This is a genomic window from Paeniglutamicibacter sp. NPDC012692, from assembly GCF_042901625.1.
Taxonomy (GTDB): Bacteria; Actinomycetota; Actinomycetes; order Actinomycetales; family Micrococcaceae; genus Paeniglutamicibacter.
On sequence record NZ_JBIBDE010000001.1, the window covers coordinates 1282256 to 1309107 of the forward strand.

General features: G+C 61.6%; 28 protein-coding genes. 9 read left to right on the top strand and 19 right to left on the bottom strand.

The window, feature by feature from the left end:
* Positions 1-7 precede the first annotated feature (7 nt).
* The 5 genes from ACFY5D_RS05885 to ACFY5D_RS05905 all read right to left on the bottom strand — a co-directional run bounded on the left by ACFY5D_RS05885 (position 8) and on the right by ACFY5D_RS05905 (position 4031).
* On the bottom strand, positions 8-334 hold the full coding sequence (locus ACFY5D_RS05885) for a hypothetical protein (RefSeq protein ID WP_387526332.1): 327 nt from the start codon (positions 332-334) through the stop codon (positions 8-10).
* Entirely contained in the window at positions 327-743 is a 417-nt protein-coding gene (gene fliS, locus ACFY5D_RS05890) for a flagellar export chaperone FliS (protein ID WP_387526334.1), read from the bottom strand. Before fliS ends, ACFY5D_RS05885 begins: the two co-directional genes overlap by 8 nt.
* Positions 740-2059 carry a flagellar filament capping protein FliD gene (gene fliD / locus ACFY5D_RS05895; protein WP_387526337.1) on the bottom strand — a complete coding sequence of 440 codons (1320 nt, stop codon included), beginning with the start codon at positions 2057-2059 and terminating at the stop codon, positions 740-742. The genes fliS and fliD overlap by 4 nt, the downstream gene beginning before the upstream one ends.
* Positions 2060-2262: 203 nt before the next feature.
* On the bottom strand, positions 2263-3093 hold the full coding sequence (locus ACFY5D_RS05900) for a flagellin (protein WP_387526340.1): 831 nt from the start codon (positions 3091-3093) through the stop codon (positions 2263-2265).
* 119 nt (positions 3094-3212) lie between these two features.
* Positions 3213-4031, bottom strand: a complete 819-nt coding sequence (locus tag ACFY5D_RS05905) for a sigma-70 family RNA polymerase sigma factor (protein WP_387526343.1) — start codon at positions 4029-4031, stop codon at positions 3213-3215.
* A 217-nt stretch (positions 4032-4248) separates the two neighbouring features.
* Between ACFY5D_RS05905 and ACFY5D_RS05910 the strand changes: the two genes are divergently transcribed.
* The 6 genes from ACFY5D_RS05910 (at position 4249) to ACFY5D_RS05935 (ending at position 10065) form a co-directional block, all read left to right on the top strand.
* Positions 4249-4734, top strand: a complete 486-nt coding sequence (locus ACFY5D_RS05910) for a flagellar protein FlgN (RefSeq protein WP_387526346.1) — start codon at positions 4249-4251, stop codon at positions 4732-4734.
* A gap of 9 nt (positions 4735-4743) precedes the next feature.
* Positions 4744-6159 (top strand): flagellar hook-associated protein FlgK, encoded by a 1416-nt coding sequence (gene flgK / locus ACFY5D_RS05915; protein WP_387526349.1) that lies wholly within the window; start codon positions 4744-4746, stop codon positions 6157-6159.
* A 12-nt stretch (positions 6160-6171) separates the two neighbouring features.
* Positions 6172-7056: a flagellar hook-associated protein FlgL gene (gene flgL, locus ACFY5D_RS05920; RefSeq protein WP_387526352.1), complete on the top strand. Its 885-nt coding sequence runs from the start codon at positions 6172-6174 to the stop codon at positions 7054-7056.
* Positions 7053-7427 (top strand): flagellar assembly protein FliW, encoded by a 375-nt coding sequence (locus ACFY5D_RS05925; protein ID WP_387526355.1) that lies wholly within the window; start codon positions 7053-7055, stop codon positions 7425-7427. Before flgL ends, ACFY5D_RS05925 begins: the two co-directional genes overlap by 4 nt.
* A 101-nt stretch (positions 7428-7528) precedes the next feature.
* The gene (locus ACFY5D_RS05930; RefSeq protein ID WP_387526358.1) at positions 7529-8782 is read left to right on the top strand and encodes a methyltransferase; all 1254 of its coding nucleotides are present in this window, start codon (positions 7529-7531) and stop codon (positions 8780-8782) included.
* A gap of 140 nt (positions 8783-8922) precedes the next feature.
* Positions 8923-10065: a glutamate--cysteine ligase gene (locus tag ACFY5D_RS05935; protein ID WP_387526361.1), complete on the top strand. Its 1143-nt coding sequence runs from the start codon at positions 8923-8925 to the stop codon at positions 10063-10065.
* 98 nt (positions 10066-10163) lie between these two features.
* Here the strand turns inward: ACFY5D_RS05935 and tsaD are convergent, their stop codons facing one another.
* From tsaD to coaA, 7 genes are all read right to left on the bottom strand, one after another.
* Positions 10164-11237 (bottom strand): tRNA (adenosine(37)-N6)-threonylcarbamoyltransferase complex transferase subunit TsaD, encoded by a 1074-nt coding sequence (gene tsaD, locus ACFY5D_RS05940; protein ID WP_387526364.1) that lies wholly within the window; start codon positions 11235-11237, stop codon positions 10164-10166.
* A 67-nt stretch (positions 11238-11304) separates the two neighbouring features.
* Positions 11305-11739 (bottom strand): ribosomal protein S18-alanine N-acetyltransferase, encoded by a 435-nt coding sequence (rimI, locus tag ACFY5D_RS05945; protein WP_387527593.1) that lies wholly within the window; start codon positions 11737-11739, stop codon positions 11305-11307.
* Positions 11740-11777: 38 nt separating this feature from the next.
* Positions 11778-12458, bottom strand: coding sequence for a tRNA (adenosine(37)-N6)-threonylcarbamoyltransferase complex dimerization subunit type 1 TsaB (gene tsaB, locus ACFY5D_RS05950; RefSeq protein WP_387526367.1), 681 nt, complete (start codon positions 12456-12458; stop codon positions 11778-11780).
* Positions 12459-12461: 3 nt separating this feature from the next.
* The gene (gene tsaE, locus ACFY5D_RS05955; protein ID WP_387526370.1) at positions 12462-13043 is read right to left on the bottom strand and encodes a tRNA (adenosine(37)-N6)-threonylcarbamoyltransferase complex ATPase subunit type 1 TsaE; all 582 of its coding nucleotides are present in this window, start codon (positions 13041-13043) and stop codon (positions 12462-12464) included.
* On the bottom strand, positions 13027-14229 hold the full coding sequence (gene alr, locus ACFY5D_RS05960; RefSeq protein WP_387526373.1) for an alanine racemase: 1203 nt from the start codon (positions 14227-14229) through the stop codon (positions 13027-13029). The genes tsaE and alr overlap by 17 nt, the downstream gene beginning before the upstream one ends.
* Before the next feature lie 132 nt (positions 14230-14361).
* Positions 14362-14760 carry a large conductance mechanosensitive channel protein MscL gene (gene mscL, locus ACFY5D_RS05965; RefSeq protein ID WP_387526376.1) on the bottom strand — a complete coding sequence of 133 codons (399 nt, stop codon included), beginning with the start codon at positions 14758-14760 and terminating at the stop codon, positions 14362-14364.
* Between the two features lie 82 nt (positions 14761-14842).
* The gene (gene coaA / locus ACFY5D_RS05970; RefSeq protein WP_387527596.1) at positions 14843-15802 is read right to left on the bottom strand and encodes a type I pantothenate kinase; all 960 of its coding nucleotides are present in this window, start codon (positions 15800-15802) and stop codon (positions 14843-14845) included.
* A gap of 147 nt (positions 15803-15949) precedes the next feature.
* Between coaA and glmS the strand changes: the two genes are divergently transcribed.
* Entirely contained in the window at positions 15950-17821 is a 1872-nt protein-coding gene (gene glmS, locus ACFY5D_RS05975) for a glutamine--fructose-6-phosphate transaminase (isomerizing) (protein WP_387526379.1), read from the top strand.
* Positions 17822-18068: 247 nt separating this feature from the next.
* Here glmS and ACFY5D_RS05980 read toward each other — a convergent pair whose 3' ends face one another.
* A complete protein-coding gene (locus ACFY5D_RS05980) occupies positions 18069-18626 on the bottom strand; it encodes a DinB family protein (RefSeq protein ID WP_387526382.1) in 558 nt (185 codons plus the stop codon).
* Between the two features lie 130 nt (positions 18627-18756).
* On the opposite strand from ACFY5D_RS05980, the gene ACFY5D_RS05985 reads away from it, so the two are divergent.
* Together ACFY5D_RS05985 and ACFY5D_RS05990 are read left to right on the top strand one after the other, a co-directional pair.
* Complete coding sequence (locus ACFY5D_RS05985) at positions 18757-19107, top strand: holo-ACP synthase (protein ID WP_387526385.1); 351 nt, start codon at positions 18757-18759, stop codon at positions 19105-19107.
* 147 nt (positions 19108-19254) lie between these two features.
* Entirely contained in the window at positions 19255-20730 is a 1476-nt protein-coding gene (locus ACFY5D_RS05990; protein WP_387526388.1) for an NAD(P)H-hydrate dehydratase, read from the top strand.
* Between the two features lie 111 nt (positions 20731-20841).
* On the opposite strand, the gene ACFY5D_RS05995 is transcribed toward ACFY5D_RS05990, so the two are convergent.
* The 6 genes from ACFY5D_RS05995 to rplQ form a co-directional block, all read right to left on the bottom strand.
* The gene (locus tag ACFY5D_RS05995) at positions 20842-22185 is read right to left on the bottom strand and encodes a UDP-glucose dehydrogenase family protein (protein ID WP_387526391.1); all 1344 of its coding nucleotides are present in this window, start codon (positions 22183-22185) and stop codon (positions 20842-20844) included.
* Between the two features lie 122 nt (positions 22186-22307).
* Complete coding sequence (gene glmM / locus ACFY5D_RS06000) at positions 22308-23654, bottom strand: phosphoglucosamine mutase (protein ID WP_387526394.1); 1347 nt, start codon at positions 23652-23654, stop codon at positions 22308-22310.
* A gap of 176 nt (positions 23655-23830) precedes the next feature.
* On the bottom strand, positions 23831-24331 hold the full coding sequence (gene rpsI / locus ACFY5D_RS06005) for a 30S ribosomal protein S9 (RefSeq protein ID WP_387526397.1): 501 nt from the start codon (positions 24329-24331) through the stop codon (positions 23831-23833).
* 36 nt (positions 24332-24367) lie between these two features.
* A complete protein-coding gene (gene rplM / locus ACFY5D_RS06010; RefSeq protein WP_209998382.1) occupies positions 24368-24811 on the bottom strand; it encodes a 50S ribosomal protein L13 in 444 nt (147 codons plus the stop codon).
* A 387-nt stretch (positions 24812-25198) separates the two neighbouring features.
* Positions 25199-26152: a tRNA pseudouridine(38-40) synthase TruA gene (gene truA / locus ACFY5D_RS06015; RefSeq protein ID WP_387526400.1), complete on the bottom strand. Its 954-nt coding sequence runs from the start codon at positions 26150-26152 to the stop codon at positions 25199-25201.
* A gap of 179 nt (positions 26153-26331) precedes the next feature.
* Complete coding sequence (gene rplQ / locus ACFY5D_RS06020; protein WP_387526403.1) at positions 26332-26844, bottom strand: 50S ribosomal protein L17; 513 nt, start codon at positions 26842-26844, stop codon at positions 26332-26334.
* Positions 26845-26852: the final 8 nt, after the last annotated feature.

A 26852-nucleotide genomic window follows, 5' to 3' on the forward strand; every position in this document is an offset into this window, starting at 1 on the left:
TTTATGGCTATCCAAGCAGATCGATGTAAACGGCAGTGGGACTCCCCGACCGAGGGACCGAATCGATCGCGCGCAATTGCCGCGCGGTTTCATCCCGGCGGTCCTTGAGGACCACGGAAAGTTCCTGCATTTCCGTGAAGACTGCCTGTGCACGTGGCGCCAGAGCCTCGGGCAGCGGACCTACATTTTCCGGAGGGCTCCAGCTTGTGGGCAACTCAAAAAGCTCTTCGCTGTCCAGTGCGCATCGGCGCAACCGGGCCAGTTCGTCTTCCATTTGTTCCAGAACTTCAACCCAGGCTTCTTCGGCCGTGCTGAGAGTGGCGTTGTTAGCCAACGAACGTACCGCCATCGATCGCGGGAGTCGCCGCCGGAACGGCAGCAGCCTCGTGCCACGCCTGCCGCAGTGGCTCCAGCAGGGAAATTGCCTGGCGAGTCAGTGCCGGATCGCGGCGGATATTTGCATTGACCAACGTTTGGGTCGCGAAAGCGTAGAGGCCTTGCAGGCCCGGGGCTCCGTCCCATGATTCCGTGTTCAGCGAGGAAACCAGCTCGGCGATGATGTCCTGGGCATGCACGAGGTTGTCGGAGGCGGCAATCCAATCCTGTGCCTGCTGCGCCGCCTCGGCACGATTCAGGTCAAGCAGCAAGCGGTCAAAGAGCATCGTCAGCAGGCGTGCCGGGCTGGCCGAGAGGATTGCCTCGCGGTTCAGCTGTGCGCGTTTCTGGGCCGGGTTCATCATCATTTGCCCTGGGCTCCCGTGTTCAGGGAGCTAAGCTGCGAGGACATGTAGGACTGCTGGGAATTGAGCTTGCTCAACTGCACTTCCAGCGCGGAATAGGTTCGCTTCAGTGTGGCTTCGCGAGTGGAAAGCCGTCGATCCCAATCCAGAACCTGAGCGTCCAACCGGGAAACCAAGGATTCCTGGCCCTTGATGCGCGTAGTGATTGTGCCGTCGTATTTGTCGGACAGGTTCGAGGTGACGGTTGATACGCGTGAGGCGACGGTTTGCACCACGGATTCGATGCGGGCGGGGTCCTCGGCCAGAACCTTTGCAAACTTCTCGGCGTTGAATTCCAGCTTGCCGTCCTTGGTGATCGAGATGCCGATTTCCGATGGGGACTTTCCATCGATTGGCAAGACCACTGCATCCATGACCAGCTTCTTGACATCTCGGGCCGTGCTGTCGCCCGTGAAGATCTTGGCGGACGTCGCGCCGCCGGCGCCACTGGCGACTGCCGAGTTTGCGGCAATGAACTTGAAAAGGTCGTTGAGTGAAGTCACCAATTCCGAAGCGGCGTCGGAGGTGGCCTTCGTATCCCGGGCGACCGAAACCGTTGCGGGCTCCGTCGATGTCTTGGAAACCGTGACGTCTACGCCCGGGAGCAGCGACGCGAACGTATTGGTTGCGGAGCTGACGACTTGTTCCGCGCCGGTTCCTGCCCAAAGCTTGAGCTCGGCGTCTTGAGCCGCACGAATCTCCGTGAGCGGAGCATTGGTGCCGTCCTGGTTGAGGACCGTGAATGCATTCTTGGCGCCGGTTTCCGTTGCCGAGAACTGCACACGGAACTTGCCGTCGCCTGTTGCGACCTTGACGGCCTTGACGCCGGCGTCCGACGCATTGACCGCCTTGATGACGTCGTCGAGGGAATTCGAATTGGCCGCGATGGCGGTTTCGGTTCCGTCGGCTGCCTTGATGCTGAAATTCGAGCTGGTCCATTCAGTCACCGGACCCGATACATGGATCTGGCTTTGAGCGAGCTTGGTGACCGTGACATCCAGTGAGCCGGGGCTGGCGCCTGCCCCGGCGGTTGCCTTGACGCCATCGGAGCTGCTGGATGTGGTGAAGAGCTGGAGGGAGTCCGGCTTTGCCAGCTTCTTGGCAAGGGTGGCCAGGTCGGCGACCTTGGTGTTCAGCGCTTGCAGGGCACCGACCATGGTCTGGGTCGACTTGACCTTGTTCTTCAGGATGTTTTGCGGAATCGCTTCAACCTGCATGAGTGATTTGATCAGCGCCGCGGTGTCTAGTCCGCTGGCGAGTCCATCGAGTGACAGGCCCATGCCGTCTCCGCTTCTTCAGTCTTGGGTGTATACCGAGAATCTCCCGCGGCAAGAGCGCACTTCGTGCTGCGCTGATGCCACGGGAGATCCTTGTGTCATGCTTTGCGTTTCCTAAACCACAGACTGGCCTGTTGGCAGCTTGGGGGTATGCCAACTCGGAATCCGGGTATAGAAAACGATCTTGCTAGTCCGTGCCAGAGTTTCTAGCGGAGCAGCGACAGGACGCCCTGGGTGGACTGGTTTGCCTGCGCGAGCATGGCGGTACCGGCCTGGGACAGGATGTTCTTGGCGGTGAACTTGACCATTTCTCCGGCCATGTCGACGTCGCGAATGCGGGACTCTGCAGCAGAGAGGTTCTCGCGCGATACGTTCAGCGAGTTGATTGCCGATTCAAAGCGGTTCTGCACGGCACCGATGTTGGCGCGCTGGGTGGAGATCGCAGTGATTTCGGTATCAACAGAACCGACGCTCGTCAGGGCGTTGGCAGCCGTGTCGAACGTCAGCGCCTTGATGGTGGTTCCCAGTGCGGCGATGTCGGCAGCGGACAGGTCGACCGCGATCTGGTCATTGGCAGCGGTGGAACCGGCACCAACCTGGAAGGTCAGGTTTGCGGAACCGTCCAACAGGTTGATTCCGTTGAAGTTCGTGGTTCCGCTGATACGGGTCAGTTCGTCGGCCAATGCGTCCGATTCGCCCTTGATTGCAGCGCGGGAGTCAGCGTTGTTCGAGTCGTTGCCGGCCTGGACGGCCAGGTCGCGAACGCGCTGCAGGATCGAGTGAACCTCGGTCAGTGCGCCTTCAGCGGTCTGGATGACAGAGATGCCGTCCTGGGCGTTACGTGCTGCGACACCCAGACCGTTGACCTGCGAACGCAGGCCTTCGGAGATGGCCAAGCCTGCAGCGTCATCGGCCGCACGGTTGATGCGAAGGCCGCTGGAGAGCTTCTCGAGCGACTTCGACAGGTCGTTCTGCGTGTTGGACAGGTTTCGGTGAGCGTTGAGCGCCGAAATGTTGGTGTTGATCTGCATACCCATGTTGAATTCCTCCGTGAGACGGGTTTGGTTACCAAGGTCCATCCATGGACCTCAATCACCGACTATCGGCAGTCATCAACTTCGGGTTAGCGGTTTCCGAAAAATTCTTGGGAGGGTCGCTAAACAGCAGGCACCAAATACTCGGCGGTATCCGCCGGTCGGGTGATTCCCCCGGCAGCCCGTTCCTGGAACTCATACAGGTAGGAGTCCCGTCGCTGCGCTGCAGCTCGAGTCAAGGCTTCGGTAGCCACCGGTGTCGCCTCGGGCATGTAGTTCCTCTGCAATCCCTCTTGCAGCAACTTCATGGCAGTGGTTCGGCGCTGAGACACGGCCGAATGGGTGATTCCCATTTCGACTGCCAATTCCTTGACGGTGGATCCCTGGAAGTAAATGCGCTCAATGACTACACGCAGGTTCTCCGGCAACGCCGCCACCGCTTCACGCACGACCTGAACGTGCTCGACTTCGAGGACGGATTCTTCAGGCGTGAGATTGTTCGAGCTCAGATAATCGTTCATCGCATCATCGATGCCAACGACCGTGCGCGCAGAATCCGTGAGCGCGGCGATTGTTGATTCCTGGTCGGTGCCCATGGCTTCTGAAAGTTCGGCAACTGTGGGAGTTCGTCCCATGGCCGCGGTCAAGGTTGCTTGGATGGTGCGGGTTTCAGTGATGCGCTTGCGCGCACCTCGTGTTGCCCAGTCGTTGGAACGCATGTCATCCGCGAAGGCGCCAACGATGCGTCGACGGGCATAGGCGCCGAACGGGACGCCAACCGCTGGGTCGAATGCCTCGGCAGCCGTAATCAAGGCAATGGCGCCAACTGAAGCAAGATCTTCGCGGGAAAGGTGCGTCGCTTTTGCGCACATTTCAGCCGCGAGATAACCAACAAGCGGCAAATTCTCAACAACCAACAGGTTGCGTGCTTCTTGATCCACTGGGGGCGTTCCTTACCGCTTAGAGAGGGTCCCAGGCCGGTGCGTATTGTCACTGGCCAACTGGCTATTTCTCCCCAAAGAACCTCGCCACATGAGATATTAGCGGCAAATTCCACTTTGTGGGGTTATTTTGGCTAACGCGTGTCGATATGGAACCGATAGTGTCAAACAACTGGGGAATTATTGGGGTGCCTAGAGCTTTGGGAGGAAAACATCCATGGGAACCAATGAGCTTTCGGTGCTGTTATGGAAAGAACGCGAATTACTCGAACTGCTTCAATTCAAATTGGAAGAGCAGCATTTGCTGCTTGTGGCAGGAAAATCGCGTTGGATAGACCTGGCAACCCGAGAAATTGAAAGTGTTCTGGAAAAGGTCCATGCTGCGGGTTTGGCCCGCGCAGTGGAAGCTGTAGGCGTTGCAAATGCCTGGGGACTTGCCGACGATTCGTCGCTGGCGGAGATTATCGATTCGGCACCAGAGGGCCCGTGGAAGGACATCTTCACGGCACACCTTGGTGCCTTGCGGTCCACTAGCACCGAAATAGCCAGCCTTCGAGACGCAAACGAGCAGTACCTGCGTGCGGCATATCGCTCGACGCAAGAGACACTTGCCACCTTGGGTGAGGACTCATCGCTTTATGGGCCCAAGGGCTCATCCTCGACGCAACACGTCGGGGCACACATCATCGACACCAATCTATAAGGAGTCCCTGTGAGCACGTTCAGTGGCCTGAATACCGCCATGACAGGCCTGAATGCGGCACGCTTGGCAATGGAAACGGCCGGCAACAACTTGGCCAACGTGGGTACAAAGGGATACACGCGCCAGCGCGCCGACTTTGTTTCCGTCGGGTCCCTTGCACATACAGGGCATCTCACTTCTCGTAACGGCGTGGGACAAGGCGTTGCGCTTACTGGCATTGCACGGCTTTCCGACGCGCATCTGGAGGCCCGCGTCCGAGGGACATTGGCCTTTGCCTCGCAGTCCGACGTGCGCGCCGAGGGCCTTTCCAACCTTGAAGGAGTCCTCCGCGAACCCGGTGAAAACGGGCTTTCCGCGTTGCTCAACGACTTTTGGGCTGGATGGGAAGATGTCGCCAGCCAACCCGGTGCGACTTCCCCGGCATCCGTCCTGCTGGAACGGGCAAAGGCCGTGGCCGATCGGATCGCTGTCTCGCACTCGGAGATCTCAACCCAATGGGCTGCACAAAGGCAGAGTCTCGACACGATGGCCAGCGAAGTCAACGCGGCCGCCACGGCGATCTCGGACCTGAACGGCCAGATTCGCTCGTCGATTGCAGCCGGAGGCACGCCCAACGCCCTACTTGACCAGCGCGCGCTACTCAGCGACCGCATCGCGGAACTTACCGGAGCCACGGTTCGCGAGTCCCCGGACGGAACAACTGACGTGCTGATTGGTGGAAACGCCCTGGTTAGCGGAGACACGGTTCGACCCGTCGAAGTCACCGGAGGACTGTCGATGGACGACGGAATCGCCCCGGCGCTGCAGTGGGCCCACCGTCCCGGCGATTCGATAGGCCTTGAATCCGGTCGAATCGCGGGGGTAATTTCCATCCTTGCACCTGCCAACGCGTCCGGCACCGGTGGTGCCCTTGCCGAATCGGCCAAGTCGTTGAACACCATCGCCATGGAACTTGCAACGCGCGTCAACGACGTCCAGTCCAATGGAGTCACGGTTGACGGTCTCCAGGGGCAGGACTTCTTCAGTTTCGACCCCGCCAACCCTGCCTCGTCGATCAAGGTGATCGCAACAGGTCCAAAGGACCTGGCCACGGGCATTGCCGGCGGCGGAGCCTTGGACGGGTCCAACGCCTCGGCCATGGCCCAGTTGGGCAAATCCAAGGATGGCCCCGACGCACTGTGGGCGAACATGGTGATCAAGATCGGTGTTGCAACCAAGTCGGAAGCACAGCAGGCCGTGTCCACGGCGGTTTCGGCCGCCAGCGCCCAGGCCGCCCAACACTCCGTGTCGGCGGTCTCCCTCGATGAAGAAAACGTCGCCTTGCTGGCTCACCAGCATGCATTCCAGGGGGCAGCACGCGTGATGACTGCCGTCGATGAAATGCTGGACACACTCATCAACCGCACCGGACTCGTTGGACGATAGGTAACAAGGATCATGATGAGAATTACCACGGCGTCGCTGAACGCCACGACGGAACGCAATCTGCAGGTGGCCATGAACCGCCTGGCCACGGTGCAAAACAAGGCTGGAACCCAAAAGGAAATCGGGCGTCCGAGCGACGATCCCAGCGGCACTGCAAATGCCATGGCCATCCGGGCCCAGCAGCGCCAGAACGACCAGCTCATGCGCAACGTACAGGATGCCAACGGCTGGCTGTCCACGGCCGACAAAGCCCTGAGCACGACCACGGATCTGCTCCAGCAGCTGCGTGACGCCACGGTGAAGGGCGCCAACAGCGGCGCCCTGGACCCGAATGCCAGGGAAGCCATCGCGCTGGAACTCGAACAGCTGCACGATTCGCTGATTGCTGTGGCCAACACCGAATTCACCGGACGCCACATTTTTGCCGGCACCTCCGACGCGTCAACGGCGGTGGACGCGGGCTACAACTTTTCCGGATCCGGCAATACCGGCGTCGTTGAGCGACGCATCGGAACCAACTCCAGCATTCGCGTCGACGTAGAGGGCGCGGACCTTTTTGGTGAAGGAAACGCCAGCGTTTTTGCGTTGGTGAACAACATAGTTGCCGATTTGCGCGGTGGGACCAATATCGGTAACCGAATAGCGGAAGTAGATAAATTCATGCAGAACGCACTTGGGGTGCATTCAACTATCGGCGCCAGTCATGCCGCCGTGCTCGCGGCGGACGAGTCGCTGTTGGGCGACGCAGTGTCGCTGGAATCGCAGCGCAGCCTCATTGAGGACATTGATTTGGGGTCGGTTGCCCTTCAGCTCAAGACCCAGGAACTGGGCTACCAGGCAGCTCTTTCCGCAGCGGCTCGCACGCTGCAGCCATCGTTGATGGATTTCCTGCGATGAGCCGCGCGCTGGTTCCGGTTGTTCCGCTTCCGGGTTTTCCGACGGCTACAACTCTGTCCTTGGACGCAGTTGAGGGCGCAATCGGGCTTTACTCCCTGGTTTCAGCACAGGCGCCGGAGCTGCGGTTCTTTGTGCTGGACGCCGCAATCCACCTTGCCGATTATGACCCGGTGTTCACCAACGAGCAGATGGCCTTGGTTGGAGACCCAGCGCCCGGGGACAACAGCGTCCTGGTCATCGTCAACACAACCGACAGCCAACCGACGGTGAACCTGCTCGCCCCCCTCTTGGTCAACGCCGGCACCGGGTATTGTGCACAGGTCATTCTCGAGGGCCAGGAATGGCCGCTGCGCCACCTGCTGCCGCACTAGCCGATTCCGGCTTGACCCGGGTGCCTCGGAACTCCGGGCCGGCCGCCGAAGATTGAGGTTCACGCCACGGCTCAGCCGCCCGAGCGGCTAGGCTTAAGCGCATGTCTTCCAACAGTTCCGATGTACCTAGTTCCCAGCTTGCAATCCTGTTGACGTCCACAGGATGGGAGCTGTTGAATTCCGTCGACCCGTCGTCGGCCGGCACGAACGAAGCTGCTTTTCAACTGAACCTTAGCCTTCGGAAAGCCGGGCACCCGGCGGAGTTGGCCACAGCCGTCGTCCAGCAGAGCCAGTTGCGCTTCAAGGCCAGGGCGAAATTCGGGCCGTTTGCCGACAGCATGGTCTTCACGCAGGCCGGCCTGGAACAAGCCACTCGGCTGAACATTGCCGGTTTGCATGCCCAGCGCTACACACGAGCCGGCATCAAGAAGGTCGCCGACCTCGGTTGCGGCATCGGCGCGGATTCCTTGGCGCTGGCCAGCGCGGAAATTGATGTGACCGCGGTCGAACTCGATGAAACCACGGCCGCAGCAACGACCCTCAACCTCATGCCGTGGCCAAACGCCCGGGTGGTCAACGCGGATGCGACGTCATTCGACCTGACCGGATTCGACGGGGTGTGGCTGGACCCCGCGCGCCGCACCACCGACACCTCGGGCACCTCACGGATCTTTGATCCCGAGGCGTTCAGCCCTCCGCTGTCGTTCGTGGAGAACCTGGCCGACCGGGGGTTGGCCGTTGGCGTGAAGATGGGGCCGGGCCTCCCCCACGACGCCATTCCCGCCAATTGCGAAGCCCAATGGGTCTCGGTCAACGGGGATGTCACGGAAGCCGCCCTGTGGTTCGGCAAGCTTGCACGCCCCGGCATCCGCCGGGCCGCCCTCGTCATCAGCGAGCACGGTGCCAACGAAATCACCAGTGCCAACGATTTCGATCCGGACGCCGCCCTCCGCGGCGATGTGCCGGTCGGCCCCATCCCGGAGTACATCTACGAGCCGGACGGCGCCGTCATCCGCGCGGGGCTCATCGATGAACTGCTCAAGATCACCGGAGGGCACCTTCTCGACCCGCATATCGCCTATTTCGGAACCGACTCCTTTGTCCAGACGCCGTTGGCCAAGGCATACAAGGTGCTCGAAGTCCGGCCGTACCACGTCAAGAACCTGAGGGCCTGGGTCAAGGCGGAAAAGATCGGCGTTCTGGACATCAAGAAGCGCGGCATGGACGTCACCCCGGAAGAGTTGCGCAAGGTGCTCCTTGCCGGTTCCGGAAAGGGCGCCAAGAAAAAGGCCACCCTGGTTCTCACCCGCATCGGCGATCAGCGTGTTGCAATCCAGGTCGAGCCCGTGGCCTAAGGCAGGGCCGCCGGATTTCTCTTCGTGTCAGGGGCATGGATCGGTTATTACATTCATGTCATCCACCACGCCAACTAACTCGATAGAATTGACCGTGCATTAAATTTGGGGTGGTTCACCGCAAAATATTTGGAGGCTAGATGCAAATAGAATTCGCATCATCACGCCAGTCCACCCTTGGGGTGGAATGGGAAATTGCGTTGGTGGATCGAAACACGGCGGACCTGCGTTCCGTTGCCGACGACGTCTTGGCGCAGCTGCATGCCCGCCATGGTTCCCTCGAACTTGATGAAGAGCACCCGCGCGTGAAGCAGGAGCTGCTGCTCAACACCGTGGAAATTGTCACGGGCGTCTGCGACACCGTATCCGAGGCCAAGGCCGAGCTTCACGAGAGCATCGCGTCGATTCGTGAGGTCACGGACCCCATGGGCATCGACCTCTACAGCGCTGGATCGCACCCGTTTGCGTCGCCCAAGTCGCAGCCGGTGACCGACAAGGACCGCTATGCGAGGATGATCGACCGCACGCAGTGGTGGGGCCAGCAAATGGTGATCTACGGTGTCCACGTCCATGTGGGGCTCGACTCCCGTGAGAAGGCGCTCCCGATTGTGGACGGGCTGATCAACTACCAGGCGCATTTCCAGGCGCTATCGGCTTCGAGCCCATTCTGGGGTGGCGAAGACACAGGCTACGCCTCACAGCGCGCATTGATGTTCCAGCAACTCCCGACAGCCGGCGTCCCCTACCATTTCGCCACCTGGAAGGACTACGAAGCATACGTGTCCGACATGGTGCACACCGGGGTCATTGACGACATCTCGGAGATCCGCTGGGACGTGCGCCCGGTGCCTCGATTTGGCACGGTGGAAATGCGCATCTCCGATGGGCTTTCGTCGCTCCAAGACATCGGGGCCATTGCAGCCCTGACCCAATGCCTCGTCGACGACATGTCCACGACGTTGGACAACGGTGGTTCGATTCCCGTGATGCCGCCTTGGTACCGAGTGGAGAACAAATGGCGTGCCGCGCGTTATGGCATGGAAGCCATCATCATTCTCAACGCCGCTGGCGATGAAATGCTGGTCACCGATCATTTGAGGCTCGAGCTCGAGCGGCTTGCCCCCGTGGCCGAAAAGCTGGGGTGCAGTTCGGAGCTTGCCGACGTGGAACGCATCATCACGGGCGGCGCCGGCTACCAATGGCAGCACAAGATTGCCGACGCACACGGCGGAGACCTGCGTGAGGTAGTCAAGGACAATATCCGGCGAATGAACATCGCCTAGATTCCCGTTCCGGCTAAATGTTTGAGGGGTGTGCGCGTGGCGCATACCCCTCAAACGCTTAATTCTGCTGTCCGCCCAATGGGCCCCGAAGCTGCTGACTAGGCGACCAATGAAATCAGGCTCACTGGCTGGCCGGAGTCCGTGGAGAACTTCAGTCCTGTCGGCTTAACGCCGACAGCGACAAGCTGTGCCCCAAGTGCGGCAACCATGGCTCCGTTGTCGGTGCACAGGCTGATGGGCGGTACCCGAAGCGTAATCCCTGCAGACGCGCAGCGGGCAGCCAGGAGCTCTCGCAGCCGGGAGTTGGCCGCCACCCCTCCCCCGAGCAGCAGGTTGGTCAGCCCATGCTCTTGGCAGGCGCGCACTGCCTTTGAGGTGATGACATCGACAACGGCTTCCTGGAAGGATGCTGCGATGTCCGCCACAGGTACTTCCTCGCCGCGTTTCTGATACTGCTCAACGCAGCGGGCCACAGCTGTCTTCAAGCCGGAGAACGAGAAGTCATGGCGGTGTTTGCCGGGCTCTTCAGCGGTGCCAACGAACTTGGGAAGGGTCAGCCCGCGCGGGAAGCGGATGGCCTTGGGGTCGCCTTCCTTGGCAACCCTGTCGATGGCGGGGCCTCCGGGGTAACCCAGCCCAAGGAGGCGTGCTACCTTGTCGTAGGCCTCGCCCGCGGCGTCGTCAATGGTCGCACCCAACAATCGGACATCCTCGGAGAGGGAATTCACCTGCAGGATTTCCGTGTGGCCACCGGAGACCAGGAGTGCACCTAGATTTTCCGGCAGCTTTCCACCATCCAGCACACCGACTCCGACATGTGCAACTAGATGATTAATCGCATAGAGGGGTTTTCCACTAGCGAGGGCCAGCGCCTTGGCGGCGGCCACCCCCACCATCAGGGCTCCGGAAAGGCCCGGGCCACTAGTGACGGCGATTGCGTCGATTTCATCCAGCGTGACCCCGGCCGCCGTGAGGGCTGCTTCAAGGGTCGGCACGAATTCGTTCAAGTGGGCCCGTGACGCAATTTCGGGGATCACGCCACCAAAGCGCACGTGTTCTTCCATGGAGGAGGCAACCGCGTTGACCAGCATCTCGGTGCCACGCACGATCCCCACCCCTGTTTCGTCGCAGGATGATTCAATGCCAAGAACAAGGGGATTGGAAACAGACATAGCCATAATTTTAGGTCTCCTGACCCTGAGTAATCGAAGTGGACGGGTGCCGAGCACCAGGCCGCTGCTATTCGGAAGGGATCAAGACCTTGCGCATGATGATCGCGTCCACACCGTCGCGGTAGTAGCGCGGGCGACGGTGGATCACTTCGAAGCCGTGGCGTTCGTAGAGGCCCTGGGCGCGGGGATTGTCGGCCCGGACTTCCAGCAGCAGGTCAGTTGCGCTTCGGTCGATGGCACGCGCAATCATGGTGCGCAGCAAATGCGTCCCGATCCCCCGCCCTTCGTATTCCGGGATCACGGCAATCGTTTGAACGTCGGCCAGGGGCAGCACGCACATGAGTCCGCAATAGGCCACGATACGGCCCCCATCTTCCACAACCCAGTAGTCGCGGGTCGCGGTGAGGGCCAGTTCATCGACGAACATGGAGAAGGGCCATGCGTCTACGGGGAACAGCTCGGTTTCCAAGGCCCAGACCTCTGCGAGGTCCCCGCTGCCCATGGTCCTGGTATGAAGACCCTCAACCGGCGCGATTTCACTCACAGCAGCTTCCCCTTCATGACCGCAGGAACCTTGGCGTCCGATTCACGCAGGTACAACGGCTCCGTGCTGAGCGGTTGCTCCCCCGCCGCGAGCTGGCGTGCGGCACGGGTGCCGATTGCCACGGCATTCGGGTGCAGATCCTCGAACCCTTCGACTACGCTGGCTCCGACGGCCCGGAGCCGTTCGGCGTAGAGTCCTGCGCCGGCCCCGTATACCGGGAGCGCTGGAATCTCCTCGGCCACGGTGACGTTCGGCCCTTCCAGGAGTTGGCCGGTGGAGGTGTAGCGTGCCCAGTAGAGTTCCTTCCGGCGCGCGTCAATCGCGACCACGAATTCCGTCTCGGGGGCGCCGGCCACGGCCTCAAGCGCAATGGCGTCGAGGCTCATCACACCATGGACCGGTATGTTCCAGACGAAGCCCAGTGTCCGGGCGGTGGCAAGCCCTACACGCAAGCCGGTGAACGGGCCCGGTCCGACGCCCACGACAATCCCGGCGAGGCCTGCTCCTTCGATGCCTGCATTTTTCAACAGACCTTCTATGGCCGGAGCCAAGACTTCGGAGTGGTCGTTGCTGAACGTGGAGGTAAAGGAATCCATGACGCGAACGTCATGCGCGTTGGTGGCGTCGAGAAGCGCCGCCGAGGCATTGGCTGAGGTGTCAATCGCCAGTAGGTACACTGTCTATTTCCTTGAACTGTTGAAGTCGTTGAGAAGTTCGGCGAGCGCCTCGTGGCGTTCCCAGCGGGGCCCGTAGGCACCAAGGATGATGGTGCGCGGTTCCTCGTCTTCACCTTCATGGAAGTCGAAGACCAGTTCCCCGCCGGTGTCGGCGGAGCCCGCCCGCACCAGCCTGATTTCTAGGCGGGAGTCGCTCAGCTGTTCGACTTTTCCCTGTCCCCATTCCACCACCGTTACCGAGGAACGCATGCTGCTTTCCAGGTCGAGGTCGTCCACCTCCCCAGCGCTTTCGAGCCGGTAGGCATCCACATGGACCAGGTCCGGCCCCTTGGCGAGAGAAGGATGGATACGTGAAAGGACGAAGGTCGGCGAGATAATGCCTTCGCGTACGCCGAGGCCCAGGCCCAGGCCCTGGGTAAAGGTCGTCTTGCCTGCCCCCAGCTCTCCGGTGAGCACAAGTAGGTCCCCGGCTTGCAGCAGCTCGCCCAGGCGCTGTGCAAAGCGCTGTGTCTCGGCGACATCCCCCACGGCTATCTGCGCCTCGAGGGCCGCTCCCCCGCCGGCCGGATCACTCACCCGATTCACCCCACGTTCCTTCAACCAGCTGGCGGGGCACGCGCGGGGAAATGCGGGTCACGATTTCGTAGTTGATCGTTCCGGCCGCATCGGCCCATTCGGTGACTTGCGGGCCCCCGTCGCCGAAGAGGACGACCTCCGCTCCCAGGATTTCTTCCACGTCGACGTCGGGCCCCAGGTCCACCACGAACTGGTCCATGGCGATGGAGCCGCGGACTCGGTAGATCGTTCCGTTGATGCTGACCGGCGCATTGTTGGCCACGCGGGGAATGCCGTCCGCGTAGCCCATCGGGATCAGCCCCAGGTAGGTGTCTTCGGTGGTGTGGTAGCGAAGGCCGTAGCCGACCCCTTGCCCCGCCGGAACACGCTTCACGTTTGCCACGCGGCTCACCAGGCGCATGGCCGGGCGCAAGCCGAAGCTCTCGGGGCTTTCGTTTTCGAAGGGGCTCAGTCCATACAGCCCCAGCCCCAGCCGCACCATGTCGTAGTGCGCGTCAGGGCGGGTCAGGATGGCGGGCGTATTGGCAATGTGGCGCACTTCAAGGTCGAAACCTGCGTCCTCGGCGAGCGCCACGGCCTCGTTGAAGGCTGTCAGCTGTTCGTCGGTTTCGGGACGCTCGGGTTCATCGGCGACCGCCAAGTGGGAGAACACGCCAACGATGCGCATGAGCCCTTCCTCCTGGTAGCTTGCCGCACGGCCCAGGAGGGCGTCCCAATCGGCGGGTGTGCTGCCGTTGCGTCCCAGGCCGGTGTCGATCTTGAGGTGGACGCGCGCGGGCTGCGCGGCAGCCTCGGCGGCACGGGCCACGTAGTCCAGTTCCCAACCGGAAACCGCAATGTCGATGTTGGCGGCGATCGCTTCCTCGAAGGGAGTGCCCTCCGTGTGGAGCCATGCCAGCAGCGGGGCGTTGAGTCCCGCTTCGCGGAGCTTTAGCGCCTCGGTGACGTGGGCGCAACCCAGCCATGTCGCACCGGCTTGAAGAGCTGCACGGCCCACGGCGACGGCACCGTGTCCGTACCCGTCGGCCTTGACCACGGCCATGATTTTTGCGGGGGCCACCAGTTCGGATACTCGCTTGACGTTCTCGCGCACGTTCGCCAGGTCAATGATTGCTCGGCGTTCCCAGTTCGGCGCCTTTGCCGGCTTCTGGTCGTGTGTCGGGTTCTCGGGCTGTTCAGTTGATTGCGCACTCACCGAACAATTATCCCACTATCGCCCGGTTGCTTTCTCCATGGACGCGAGACCGCAGGTGCCGATATGAAAAAAGCCCCGTTGCCTTCGGCATGGAAGGCAACGGGGCATCGGATTCGGCGGGTTTGGGCCGCTCTAGCTGGCCCGGCTCTTGAGTTCGTCCCGAATTTCGGCAAGGAGCGCCAGCTGCGGGTCTTCAGACTCTTCCGGCTCTTCGATACCCAAGCGCGCCTTGCTCATTTCGGTGAGCTTTCGCATCGGCACCACGACTATGAAGTAAATGGCCGCAGCTACAAGCAAGAAGTTCACGAGGACCGTGAGGAAGGCACCGAACTTAACCTGGACGCCACCGGCAAGGGTGAGGACAAGGAAAGCATCAAAGTTCGGGGAACCCACCAACCCTGCAATAAGCGGCATGAGGATGTTTTCCACCAGCGCGGTGACGACGGCGCTGAATGCCGCACCGATAACAACGGCGACGGCAAGGTCAACGACATTGCCCTTCAATATGAAATCTCTGAATCCCTTAAGCATGAACCCAGCTTTTCATACAAACAGGACGAACATCACGGGTTGACCCGCTGTTTCACCAAAATTCGTTTGGCTTGCCAGAGAATCAGATCTTGCGGAGCAGCATTCTCCGGATTGAGTGGTCCGCGGATTTGCTGAGCACCAGCTGTGCCCTGCCACGCGTTGGAATGACGTTCTCGCGCAGGTTCGGTTCATTGATTCGTTTCCAAATGCCGTGCGCGGTTTCCCTGGCCTCCTGATCGCTCAGGTTCGCATAGCGGTGGAAGTACGATGCCGGATCCGAGAACGCGCCGGAGCGAAGCTTCATGAAGCGGCTGATGTACCACTCTTCAATGTCGGCGGTGCGTGCATCAACGAATACCGAGAAGTCGAAGAAGTCGCTCAGTGCGAGTCCGGCGATGCCGTCCATCCGGGCACGGGCCGGCTGCAGGACGTTGAGTCCCTCGACAATGAGCACCTGCGGTGAGCGGACCACGACTTCCTTGCCCGGCACGATGTCATAGGTCAGGTGCGAATACCAGGGTGCTCGGACTTCGGGAGCCCCGGATTTCACCTCAGAAACGAAACGCAACAGCCTTCTGCGGTCGTAGGATTCCGGGAAGCCCTTGCGGTGCATGATTCCGCGTTTTTCAAGATCAGCGTTTGGATACAGGAATCCGTCCGTGGTGATCAGCTGGACATCCGGGGTATCGGGCCAGCGACGCAGCAACTCCTGCAACACGCGTGCAGTCGTTGACTTGCCTACGGCCACGGATCCCGCGACGCCGATCACGAACGGCGTACGGCTGGTTTTTTCGCCCAGGAAGGTGTTGGTTGCCTGGTGAAGGGATGCAGCACCTTGGACATAGAGGTTCAGCAATCGCGAGAGCGGCAGATACACCTCACGGATTTCTTCAAGGTTTAGCTGTTCACCCAAGCCACTGAGCCGCTGCAGGTCCGCCTCATCGAGGGGCTGTTGCATTTCATTGGATAGGCGCGCCCATGTTTGACGGTCTAATTCGACGAAAGGTGTCGCACCGAAGTCGACCGTACGCTGTCCATTCACGCCTTGAATTGTGCCAAGAAAGCTCCTATTTACCCAAACTTCGACGAATCGGCGGTTTCGGGCAACATGGTAAAGCCCATAGAGCTCTGGCGCTCTCTCACGGCAGAAATGCACTTTTCGGCGCTTTTCGGCATGTAGTCTTTTTTCATGTGTGGAATCGTTGGATATGTAGGTAACCCAGAACGAACGGCCTCTCACGGCGCGCTCGAAGTCATCATCGAAGGCCTCCGTCGCCTCGAGTACCGCGGCTATGACTCGGCCGGAATCGCCGTAGTCACAGCAGACGGCGTTGACTCGCGAAAGAAGGCGGGCAAGCTTGCCAACCTCATCGCGAACCTTGAGGAAGACCCGTTGCCGGAGTCCGTCACCGGCATTGGCCACACGCGCTGGGCAACCCACGGCGGGCCCACCGACCTCAACGCCCACCCTCATAAGGCGGACAACGGCAAGCTGGCGCTGATCCACAACGGCATCATTGAGAACTTCGCCGAGCTGAAGGCATTGCTGCTCGAGGAGGGAGTTGAGTTCCTCTCCGACACAGACACCGAGGTCGCCGCCGCGCTGCTCGGTTCGGTTTACCGTGGCGCCGGCCAGGGCGACCTCACTCGTTCCATGGAACTGACCGCCCGCCAGCTTGAAGGGGCTTTCACCCTCCTGGCCGTCCATGCAGACCACCCCGGCGTGGTTGTTGCCGCACGCCGCAACTCCCCCTTGGTATTGGGCCTTGGAGACGGTGAGAACTTCCTGGGCTCGGACGTCTCGGGCTTCATCGATTTCACGCGACGTGCCGTCGAGCTTGGCCAGGACCAGATCGTGACTATCACGCCGGAGAGCCACACCATCACAGACTTCTTCGGCAACCCGGCCGAGGGCAAGGAATTCTCGGTCGACTGGGATGCAGCCAGCGCCGAAAAGGGCGGCTACCCGTCCTTCATGGAAAAGGAAATCAACGACCAGCCGGCCGCCGTCGCCGACACCCTGCTTGGCCGCTCGGATGCATTCGGCCGCCTGACGCTGGACGAAATGCGAATCGCCCCCGAGGAACTCGCCAAGGTCACCAAGATCGTCGTGCTCGCCTGCGGTACTTCCGCCTACGCGGGCTCGGTTGCCAAGTACGCCATCGAGAACTGGTGCCGCATTCCGGTTGAGGTCGAGCTCTCCCACGAGTTCCGTTACCGCGATCCGATCGTGGACGCGAACACCCTGATCGTGTCCATCTCGCAGTCCGGCGAAACCATGGACACCTTGATGGCCCTCCGCTACGCCAAGGAGCAGGGCGCCAAGACGCTGTCGATCTGCAACACCAACGGGTCGACGATCCCGCGCGAATCCGACGCAGTGCTTTACACGCACGCCGGACCGGAAATCGCCGTGGCCTCCACCAAGGCATTCCTGGCCCAGATCACCGCCACCTACCTGCTGGGTCTGTACCTGGCGCAGTTGCGCGGCAACCTGTTCAGCGGCCAGATCAAGGACATCCTTGCCGATCTCGGCAAGATCCCTTCCAAGATCCAGGACATCCTGGATCGCGGCGAGGAAATCAAGGCGCTGGCCCGCTCCATGGCCGAAGCAAATTCCGTGCTCTTCCTCGGTCGCCACGTGGGCTACCCGGTCGCCATGGAGGGCGCATTGAAGCTCAAGGAAATCGCTTACATCCACGCCGAGGGCTTCGCCGCCGGCGAGCTGAAGCACGGCCCGATCGCGCTCATCGACGAAGGACAGCCCGTCTTCGTTGTTGTTCCGTCCCCGCGCGGCCGTGATTCCCTGCACTCCAAGGTCGTGTCCAACATCCAGGAAGTCCGCGCCCGCGGCGCCAAGACCCTGGTCATCGCAGAAGCCGGCGACGAGTCGGTGCGCGAATTCTCCGAGTTCGTCTTCTATGTTCCGGAAACCCCGACCTTGCTGATGCCGTTGCTGGCAACGGTTCCGTTACAGCTCTTCGCCTGCGAATTGGCTTCGGCCAAGGGACTTGACGTCGACCAGCCGCGCAACCTGGCCAAGTCGGTCACGGTCGAGTAAACCAAACGTGCATGGTGTTGGTTTCGTTTCCCGCGAGGGGCCTGAAACCAACACCATTGTCGTTTAACGGCTTCCCGGGTGTCCACGGTCCGGGCAATCCGGCACCAGCCACAAAAGCCCCGCATGCCCACGCCACGGATCGGCACGGAACGTCATTGCGGAGGCCAATGTCCGCGCAGTGACGCAAGAAATGGGCGATCAATCTACCAGTTTTGGTCGGCGGCATTTCCAGGTGCCAGGTCAGGGATCAGGCGCGGTCTGCAAAGATTCCCTGAATGAATTCGGCTTGCCCCAGGTGCTTGGTGGTCTCATTGAGCACGCTCACCAGCCGGACTCCCGCGGTCACCGGCGGATCCCAACGCCGATCAACGATCTTGCTGAAGTCGCTGTCCGCCAGCTTGCCAAGAACACCGCCGGTGAACTGATGCACCGACCGGTAATATCCAAGCAAGTACTCGCTTTCAAACATCGCGAACGCTTCCACCTGCCCGCTACTGTGCCCGTAGCCGGTATCAAGCTCGGTGTAGGGCAGGTGAAACCTTGGGCGCCACCCGTCGACGACCCAGCGCTGTTCCACGAGTGTCTCGGGCCACAGCTTGTTGGCGAGGTGCACGAAGTGGTCATCCTGCACCCGGCAAAGGTGCCAGATCAGCCACGCGATGTGGTTGGTGTTCTTGGAGGGCCTGAAGCGCAACAGCTCCGGATCCGCCGACTCAAGCAGTGTTTCGATCCCCTCCAGGACCCGACCGAAACCGTCGAGCAAGAGCGCGTTGGCCGCTGTATCCAATGCCCCTGAATTCTCCATGGATCGTTTACCCCTTGCTTCCGGAAGTCCATCAGTTACACGTTGTCCAATAGCCAACACTTGTCCAACCGCCTTGAAAGTTCAATGGCCGTTTCGATCCGCCATCGCCTTCGCGGATAAACTCGAATCCATGATCGTTGGAATTGGTGTGGATGTTGTCGAGGTTTCTAGGTTCAAGGCGCAGCTGGAACGCACGCCTGCACTCATCGAACGGCTTTTCGTTCCGGCGGAACGGGATCTGCATGTCAGGTCCCTGGCCGCCCGTTTTGCCGCGAAGGAAGCCATAGCCAAAGCCCTCGGTGCACCGGCCGGAATGAACTGGCAGCATTGCCAAATCGTCAAGGACGATGCCGGCGACCCACATGTCCTGCTTGACGGTTCCGTCGCAGAAGTCGCCGCGGCGAAGGGCATTCTCTACTGGCACCTTTCCATGAGCCACGACGGGGATCTTGCCACCGCCATGGTGGTCGCCGAGCGCTAGACGGTTCAACAAATTTGCTGGTGGGAACCGGCTTCCCTTTTCCGGCGTGGGGCGACAGATGGGACATGTGCCGGACAGAGTCGGTATTCTGTCAATATGATTCCCGTGTACAGAGGCTCCCAGGTACGTACGGCAGAAATCCCACTGGTGCGTGAATCCGGGGCATTCCGGCTGATGCGTTTGGCAGCGGATGCCTTGGCCCACCATGCGGTGCAGATGTTGCGTGAGTATTCGGGGAAACTCTACGGCTCGCGGGTGGTCGGACTCATCGGCCCGGGAAACAACGGCGGCGACGGCCTGTACGCCATGGCTTCCTTGGCGAAGCGCGGCGTTAGATGCACTGCCGTTTTGCTCGACGAGCGTGCCCACCCCGAGGCCTTGAAGGCATTCGGCCGTGCCGGCGGGCGTTCATCTGCTGCCACGTACCTCCCCGAACTGCTTGAAGACTGCGATCTGCTGATCGATGCCGTCTACGGCACCGGAGTCCGCCCTGGCGTGGTCCTGCCGGAGATTCCGCGGGGCGTGCCCGTGTTGGCGTGCGACCTGCCCAGCGGTGTCAATGCCGATACCGGAGCAGTCGCCCCGACCGTCATTGCCGCCGACCGCACCGTGAGCTTTGGTGCGCTGAAGACCGGATTGGTCGTGGGCCCCGGCCACTTGGTGTCCGGGCAAATCAACGTGGTCGACATCGGACTGCGCGAGACCCTGCCCGCGCCGGAGGCCTGGGTGGTGCAGGGCGACGATCTGGAACTGCTGCTGAACCGGTCATCCGACTGGCGGGTGTCGGGACAGCACAAGTACCAGAGGGGCGTGCTGGGCCTGTTTGCCGGTTCCCCGCGCTACCCGGGAGCGGCCGTGCTGACCGCACGGGCCGCGGCCTCCAGCGGCCTGGGGCTGCTGCGAACCATGGTCCCGGACCAGGTCGCACCGGCCATGGCCGGCGCCGTCCCCGAAGCCGTGCCGCTGTCGTCGCAGGAACTCACCGCGCTGCTCACCCACAGCCGCCGCAACGACCGCGAAAGCGCCAAACGCATTGGCGCCTGGGCAGTCGGCCCGGGCCTCGAAGACACGCCCGAGAACCGCCAGACGCTTGCGCAGATCCTGGCTGCCGACACCCCCTGCGTAGTCGATGCCGGGGCTCTGGGCATGCTTGAACCGGGCGAAAACCACCAACTTCGAATCCTGACCCCGCATACCGGCGAGCTGCATTCCCTGTTGTCCAAGGCCGGTGTCCGGGTGAGCGCAACGGACATCGCAGAGGACCCGGTTCGGTGGGCCCGCTGGGCCGCGGTCGCCTACGACTGCGTGATCCTGCTGAAGGGCTCGGCAACGATCTGCACTGCACCCGACGGCTACACCTTGATCGTGCACGCCGCCACCCCGGACCTGGCAACGGCCGGCAGCGGCGACGTGTTGACCGGGCTATTGGGAACACTCGTGGCGGCAACCAAGTTCCCGGCCAAGGTATCCGATGCCAATCCCCTGCACCGGGTAACGGACATTGCCGCCTGCGGGGCACTCATCCACGCGCATGCCGGCGCACTGGCGGCGCTGGAAGGCACGCTAAGCGCCGTGGATCTGCTCCGGGCACTTCCACGCGCAGCACGGGACTTGGGGCTCTGAGATACTCCCCCAGCAGTTCCTTGCACAAACCACAAACGACGGGCCTTGGTCGACTTCGTGAAGTCGACCAAGGCCCGTCGTTTGTTTGGCGGTCCGGCGTCCGGGAACTGATCAGGGTTGTGCGTCCAGCGGGGCGTAGTGCTGGCCCATGCCGACGATCTCCCACCCGTCCGATTCCCACGCGTTGCGGTCCAGGACATTGCGGCCGTCAATGATGCGGCGTGAAGCGACCAGCGGATCCAGGTCGGCCGGCACCAGCTGCCTGAACTCTGCCCACTCGGTCAGCAGCAGGACGACGTCGGCGCCGCCGACGGCCTCGGCAAGGCCCGGGGCATAGTCCAGGCGCGGGAAGCGTGCTGCGGCGTTCTTGTTGCCCTTGGGGTCGTAGACGGTTACCTCGGCCCCCGCGTTGTAGAGCCGCACGGCGATGTCCAGGGCCGGCGAATCGCGCACGTCGTCGCTGTCCGGCTTGAACGTCACACCGAGAACAGCGATTTTCTTGGCGACCAAATCGTCGTTGAGCATCGCATGCGTCAAGCGCACCACGCGTTCGCGACGGCGCAAATTGATCTCGTCGACCTCAGCCAGGAAACCCATGGTGTGCGTCAGGCCAAGTTCACTGACGCGAGCCTGCAGCGCCCGGATGTCCTTCGGAAGGCATCCCCCGCCGAAGCCCACCCCTGCGTTGAGGAACTTGCGCCCGATGCGCACGTCGTGCCCCAGGGCATCGGCCAGGGTCGTGATGTCCCCGCCGATGGTCTCGGTGACCTCGGCGAATGAATTGATGAAGGAAATCTTCGTGGCCAGGAAGGCGTTGGCTGCCACCTTCACCAATTCGGCGGTCTCGAAGTCGGTGACAATCAGCGGGGTGTCGGCAGCCAATGCCTTGGCGTAAACCCTGCGCAGGATTTCGGCTGGTTCGGCGTCTTGAGCACCAATGACAAGTCGATCCGGGGTCATCGTGTCGGCAACGGCGAAGCCTTCGCGCAGGAACTCAGGGTTCCAGGCCAGCATGATCCTGGAATCCGGGTGTGCTTCTGCCTCGATCAACGACTTCAGGCGTCGCGCCGTTCCGACTGGCACCGTCGACTTGCCCACGATGAGGGCCTCGCCCCGAATGCGCTGGGCCAGTTCGCGGACGGCAGCGTCAACGTAACGCAGGTCGGCGCCGTGGCCGTCCGCCCGCTGTGGTGTGCCGACACCGACGAAGTGAATGTCCGCCCATTCGGCGACCTGGTCGTAGTCGGTGGTGAAGCGCAGCCGGCCCGTTGCAACGTGCTTCCGCAAGAGCTCGGGCAAACCCGGTTCGTGGAAGGGCAGTTCGCCCAGAGCCAGCGAATCGATCTTCGCTTGGTCGATGTCCAAGCCTATGACTTCAAAACCCAGCTCAGCCATGCATGCGGCGTGGGTTGCGCCCAGATACCCGGTGCCCACCACCGATATTTTCAACGTCATGCCCGTGGGACACCCTTTCTAAGACTCTTGCACACGCATTCAGCGGCACAACCATCAGCAATGTGGCCGGGCCAAACGGACCTCAGTCCGCTCCACCCGGCCACACGCAACAACTTGGTTTCCTAGAGAGCTAGCTCTCGCGAAACAACATCCGCCAGGGACTTGGCAATGTTCTCGGCCACGGACTGCGAGGTTGCCTCAACCATGACACGGACAACGGGTTCGGTACCCGACGGGCGCAACAGCACCCGACCCGAATCACCAAGCTCGGCCTCGGCCGCAGCAACGGCATCGGCAAGCACCGCGTTGGTCGGAGCCGCAGCCTTGTCTACGCCCTTGACGTTGATCAAGATCTGCGGCAGCACGGTCATGGCGCCGGCAAGTTCCTTCAGCGTCTTGCCGGTTGCGTTGACACGCGCCGCGATCTGCAGGCCGGTCAACACGCCGTCGCCCGTCGTGGCGTAGTCGGCAAAAATCACGTGGCCGGACTGTTCGCCGCCCAGGTTGTAGTCGCCTTCGCGCATGCCTTCGAGCACGTACCTGTCCCCGACGCCGGTTTCCTTGACGGTGATGCCGGCTTCGCGCATGGCGATCTTCAGGCCCAGGTTGCTCATCACGGTGGCAACCAGGGTGTTGTCCTTCAAAGTGCCGAGGTCCTTCATGGCGGTGGCCATGATCGACATGATCTGGTCGCCGTCGACGACGGTGCCCTCGTGGTCCACGGCCAGGCAACGGTCGGCGTCGCCGTCGTGCGCGATTCCGAGGTCTGCCTTGTGTTCAACGACGGCCGCCTGAAGGTTCTCGAGGTGTGTGGAACCGTAGCCGTCGTTGATGTTGATGCCATCGGGCTCGGCGCCGATGACAATCACCTTGGCACCTGCGGCGGCAAAGACCTCCGGGGAACAACCGCTTGCAGCGCCGTGCGCGCAGTCCAAGACGATCTTCATGCCATCCAGGCGGTTCGGCAGGGACTGCAACAGGTGCATGATGTAGCGGTCTTCGGCATCTGCGAAGCGGCTCACCCGTCCCACGTCCCCACCGAGGGGACGGTACTTGGGCTTCTCCATGGCGGCTTCGATTGCGTCCTCGAGCGCGTCGTCAAGTTTCTTGCCGCCACGGGCCAGGAACTTGATGCCGTTGTCGGGCGCCGGGTTGTGCGAGGCGGAGATCATCACGCCGAAGTCGGCACCGAGGTCCGCCACCAGGTACGCGGCAGCCGGGGTCGGCAGTGTTCCTGCTTCATGCACATCGACGCCGGACGCGGCAAGCCCCGCCTCGATGGCAGCCGAAAGGAAGTCGCCGCTGATCCGGGGATCCTTGGCCACCACCGCCATGGGCCTTCGCCCATCCTTTATTTGTTCATGCCCCAGCACCATTGCGGCGGCCTGTGAAAGCGCCATCGCCAGTTCTGGGGTCAAGAGTTCGTTTGCTTTTCCGCGGACACCGTCGGTCCCAAATAACCTTGCCATCGTCATCCATCATAGGGCCACAACTCCCCCGCGACCGGTATCTGCGGGCACCGGCCGCAGCCGAATATCCAATTCGCTAGCGATATTTCCCACAACAAAGGCGATTAAACGGCCGAAGGGCCCAGGGAATAATCCCTGGACCCTTCGTGTCGGGCAAAAAACCCGACGCAAGCGATTTAGCGCTTGGAGAACTGCGAAGCCTTGCGGGCCTTCTTGAGACCGGCCTTCTTGCGTTCGATGACGCGTGCGTCACGAGTCAAGTAGCCAGCCTTCTTCAGCGGCGCGCGGTTGTTGTCGCGGTCGATTTCGTTCAGCGAACGGGCAATGCCCAAACGCAGAGCGCCGGCCTGACCCGAAGGGCCGCCACCGTGGATGCGAGCGATAACGTCGTAGGCGCCATCCAGTTCGAGCAGCTTGAACGGCTCGTTGACATCCTGCTGGTGCAGCTTGTTCGGGAAGTAGTTTTCCAGCGTGCGACCGTTGAGGGTCCACTGGCCGGTACCCGGAACGACGCGAACGCGGGCGATAGCCTGCTTGCGACGGCCGACAGCTGCGCCTGCAACGGTCAGGGCCGGGCGTTCCTTAACAACAACGGCTTCTGCCGATGCGGATTCCGAGGTGTACGAAGCCGGAGCTTCACCCTCGAATTCGGTGATCTCTTCAGTGTTCTGAGCCACGATAATCTCCTAAAGTCTTTTTCTCGGGGCCCAGCGCTACTGCGCGACCTGGGTGATTTCGAAGGTCGTCGGCTGCTGTGCAGCGTGCGGGTGCTCGGCACCGCGGTAGACCTTCAACTTGGACAGCTGCTGTGCAGCCAGGGAGTTCTTCGGAAGCATGCCCTTGATGGCCTTCTCCACTGCCTGAACCGGGTTCTTCTCAAGAAGTTCGGCGTAGGTAACGGACTTCAGGCCGCCCGGGAAGCCCGAGTGGCGGTAAGCGCGCTTGTTTTCGAGCTTGGCGCCGGTCAGGGCAACCTTCTCGGCGTTGATGATGATGACGTGATCGCCCATGTCCATGTGGGGGGCGAAGGTAGCCTTGTGCTTGCCGCGCAGCAGGGTTGCGGCCTGGACGGCGAGGCGACCGAGTACAACGTCTGAAGCATCAATGATGTGCCACTGACGGGTCTGGTCGGCCGGCTTTGGAGTGAACGTACGCACTGTAATTGCCTTTGTTTATTGGTTACTGGTCAAGCACATCTTAGGAAAGCGGCTGTGAGATCCACAATCCTTAGAATGTGCCGTGTTTCGATGCGCTGTAACCAGTTCGCCAGGTGAGGACTGAAAAGACCGGCCGTCCATGAATGTTCGCAATCCCCGCAGACCAGTGGCTCTGCAACTGAGCCGTCACGCGAAGAAGGTTGTGTCGAACAAAGGACACGCACAACAGCCAATAGTCTATCGGATTAACCCCACGTCTACCAAAGTGCGTGGCGTGAGTCCGCCTACGTTTCCCAGGCGATGACAGCGAAAGCGAGTAATACGGAGCCGCTGAGGGCTCAAACCCAGCTCGGAGGCTTCCACGCACACCGCACCCCTCGGCGTGGCCTATCCGTCGACTCCGCGCAGTTCCGGCAGATCGGTGGTGATCTCGTGCGGCTGGCGCCGGGTTCTGGTCAGTTCCGCGCGCATCGCAATCTCTGCCTTGTCATCGGGATAGGCGACTTCCTCGAGCACCAGGGCGCGCGGGTCGGCAAGCATGTTTTTCGAATCCCGAACCGCTGCTTCGAGCCGACGGGCCACCCATCCGGGATCCTCGCGTCCGTCCCCGACGGTCAGGCAGGCACCGATCATGGCCCTGACCATGTTGTGGCAGAAGGCGTCGGCCTTCAAATGCGCCACAACGATCCCCGATTCGTCTCGTTCGAAGTTGAACTCGGTGAGCGTTCGAATGGTGGTGGCACGCTCTCGCGGCTTGCAGAAGGAGAGGAAGTCATGGCGGCCCAGCAGGCTCTCCGCTTCCGCATTGAGCAGGTCGACGTCGACGTCCTTCTTGTGCCACATCGTGAAGGCCCGGGTCAGCGGGTCGAACCTGGCCGGTCCATCGGCAATGCGGTAGGAGTAGCGGCGCCACAGGGCCGAGAAGCGGGCATCGAAACCTTCGGGGGCCCTGTACGCCTCGTGCACCAGGATGCTCCCGCCTTCCTTTCCCAGGACTCCGCGCAGGCGGCGCACCAGGGCATACCCCGGGTCCAGCTTGGCGCCACGGGCCAGTCCTGCATACTCGGTCTCGGTCAGGTCAAAGTGGACCATCTGGTGGCGGGCATGGACGCCGGCGTCGGTGCGTCCTGCAACGGTGGTTCTGATGGGGCGGCGAATCAGCATGTCCAATGCATCCTCAAGGACACCCTGCACAGTGGGTAGGCCCGGCTGAAGCGCCCATCCGTTGTACGAGCTGCCGTCGTATCCCAGGCGCAGGCACATGCGCACCAATGCCGGCTCGGCGGCACTGCCGTTTGGCGCCAGGGCCGGGTTGGTGGTGTTCAGCTCCGGAATAATCATTGACCTTTTCCCAGTTCGGTTGCCAAGCGGTTCTTGGGGGGGCAACCGCGAACCACTACGCCTCGGCCGGCTTCAAGTCTTGGCCAGCCGTTTTGAGGGCTTAGATAAAAAGTTAAAACATTGGCCCGGTGCATAAGTGCACCGGGCCAATGATTCAGCTATCGCCGAGAAGACAAGGACTAGGCCTTGTTCTCCTCTGCGGCTTCGGTCTCTACAACCTCTGCAGCTTCGGTTGCTTCGGTCTCAACGACCTCTTCAACCGGAGCAGCCTTTGCGGCAGCCTTTTCGGCTTCCTTCACAACGGCCTGCTTCGGGGAAACCGGCTCCATTACCAATTCGATAACAGCCATCGGAGCGTTGTCGCCCTTACGGTTGCCAATCTTGGTGATGCGGGTGTAGCCACCCGGGCGCTCGGCCATGAGCGGTGCGATGTTCTCGAACAGTTCGTGAACGATCGACTTGTTGGTGCGGCTGCGCGAGGCGATGACAGCCTGGACGCGACGACGCGAGGCCAGGTCGCCACGCTTTGCGAACGAGATCAGACGCTCAGCGTGCGGACGAAGGCGCTTGGCCTTGGTCAGCGTGGTGGTGATGGACTTGTTCTCGAACAGCTGCGCGGACAGGTTCGCGAGCATCAAACGCTCGTGAGCTGCGCTGCCGCCGAGACGCGGACCCTTTGGCGGGGTAGGCATAGTGTTCT

Bases quoted from the DNA above. Each gene is read 5' to 3' on its own strand.
- fliS (WP_387526334.1), bottom strand. From the start codon at position 743: ATGATGATGAACCCGGCCCAGAAACGCGCACAGCTGAACCGCGAGGCA.
- fliD (WP_387526337.1), bottom strand. From the start codon at position 2,059: ATGGGCCTGTCACTCGATGGACTCGCCAGCGGACTAGACACCGCGGCG.
- ACFY5D_RS05900 (WP_387526340.1), bottom strand. From the start codon at position 3,093: ATGGGTATGCAGATCAACACCAACATTTCGGCGCTCAACGCTCACCGA.
- ACFY5D_RS05910 (WP_387526346.1), top strand. From the start codon at position 4,249: ATGGGAACCAATGAGCTTTCGGTGCTGTTATGGAAAGAACGCGAATTA.
- flgL (WP_387526352.1), top strand. From the start codon at position 6,172: ATGATGAGAATTACCACGGCGTCGCTGAACGCCACGACGGAACGCAAT.
- ACFY5D_RS05925 (WP_387526355.1), top strand. From the start codon at position 7,053: ATGAGCCGCGCGCTGGTTCCGGTTGTTCCGCTTCCGGGTTTTCCGACG.
- ACFY5D_RS05930 (WP_387526358.1), top strand. From the start codon at position 7,529: ATGTCTTCCAACAGTTCCGATGTACCTAGTTCCCAGCTTGCAATCCTG.
- ACFY5D_RS05935 (WP_387526361.1), top strand. From the start codon at position 8,923: ATGCAAATAGAATTCGCATCATCACGCCAGTCCACCCTTGGGGTGGAA.
- tsaD (WP_387526364.1), bottom strand. From the start codon at position 11,237: ATGTCTGTTTCCAATCCCCTTGTTCTTGGCATTGAATCATCCTGCGAC.
- rimI (WP_387527593.1), bottom strand. From the start codon at position 11,739: ATGGGCAGCGGGGACCTCGCAGAGGTCTGGGCCTTGGAAACCGAGCTG.
- mscL (WP_387526376.1), bottom strand. From the start codon at position 14,760: ATGCTTAAGGGATTCAGAGATTTCATATTGAAGGGCAATGTCGTTGAC.
- glmS (WP_387526379.1), top strand. From the start codon at position 15,950: ATGTGTGGAATCGTTGGATATGTAGGTAACCCAGAACGAACGGCCTCT.
- ACFY5D_RS05980 (WP_387526382.1), bottom strand. From the start codon at position 18,626: ATGGAGAATTCAGGGGCATTGGATACAGCGGCCAACGCGCTCTTGCTC.
- ACFY5D_RS05985 (WP_387526385.1), top strand. From the start codon at position 18,757: ATGATCGTTGGAATTGGTGTGGATGTTGTCGAGGTTTCTAGGTTCAAG.
- ACFY5D_RS05995 (WP_387526391.1), bottom strand. From the start codon at position 22,185: ATGACGTTGAAAATATCGGTGGTGGGCACCGGGTATCTGGGCGCAACC.
- glmM (WP_387526394.1), bottom strand. From the start codon at position 23,654: ATGGCAAGGTTATTTGGGACCGACGGTGTCCGCGGAAAAGCAAACGAA.
- truA (WP_387526400.1), bottom strand. From the start codon at position 26,152: ATGATTATTCCGGAGCTGAACACCACCAACCCGGCCCTGGCGCCAAAC.
- rplQ (WP_387526403.1), bottom strand. From the start codon at position 26,844: ATGCCTACCCCGCCAAAGGGTCCGCGTCTCGGCGGCAGCGCAGCTCAC.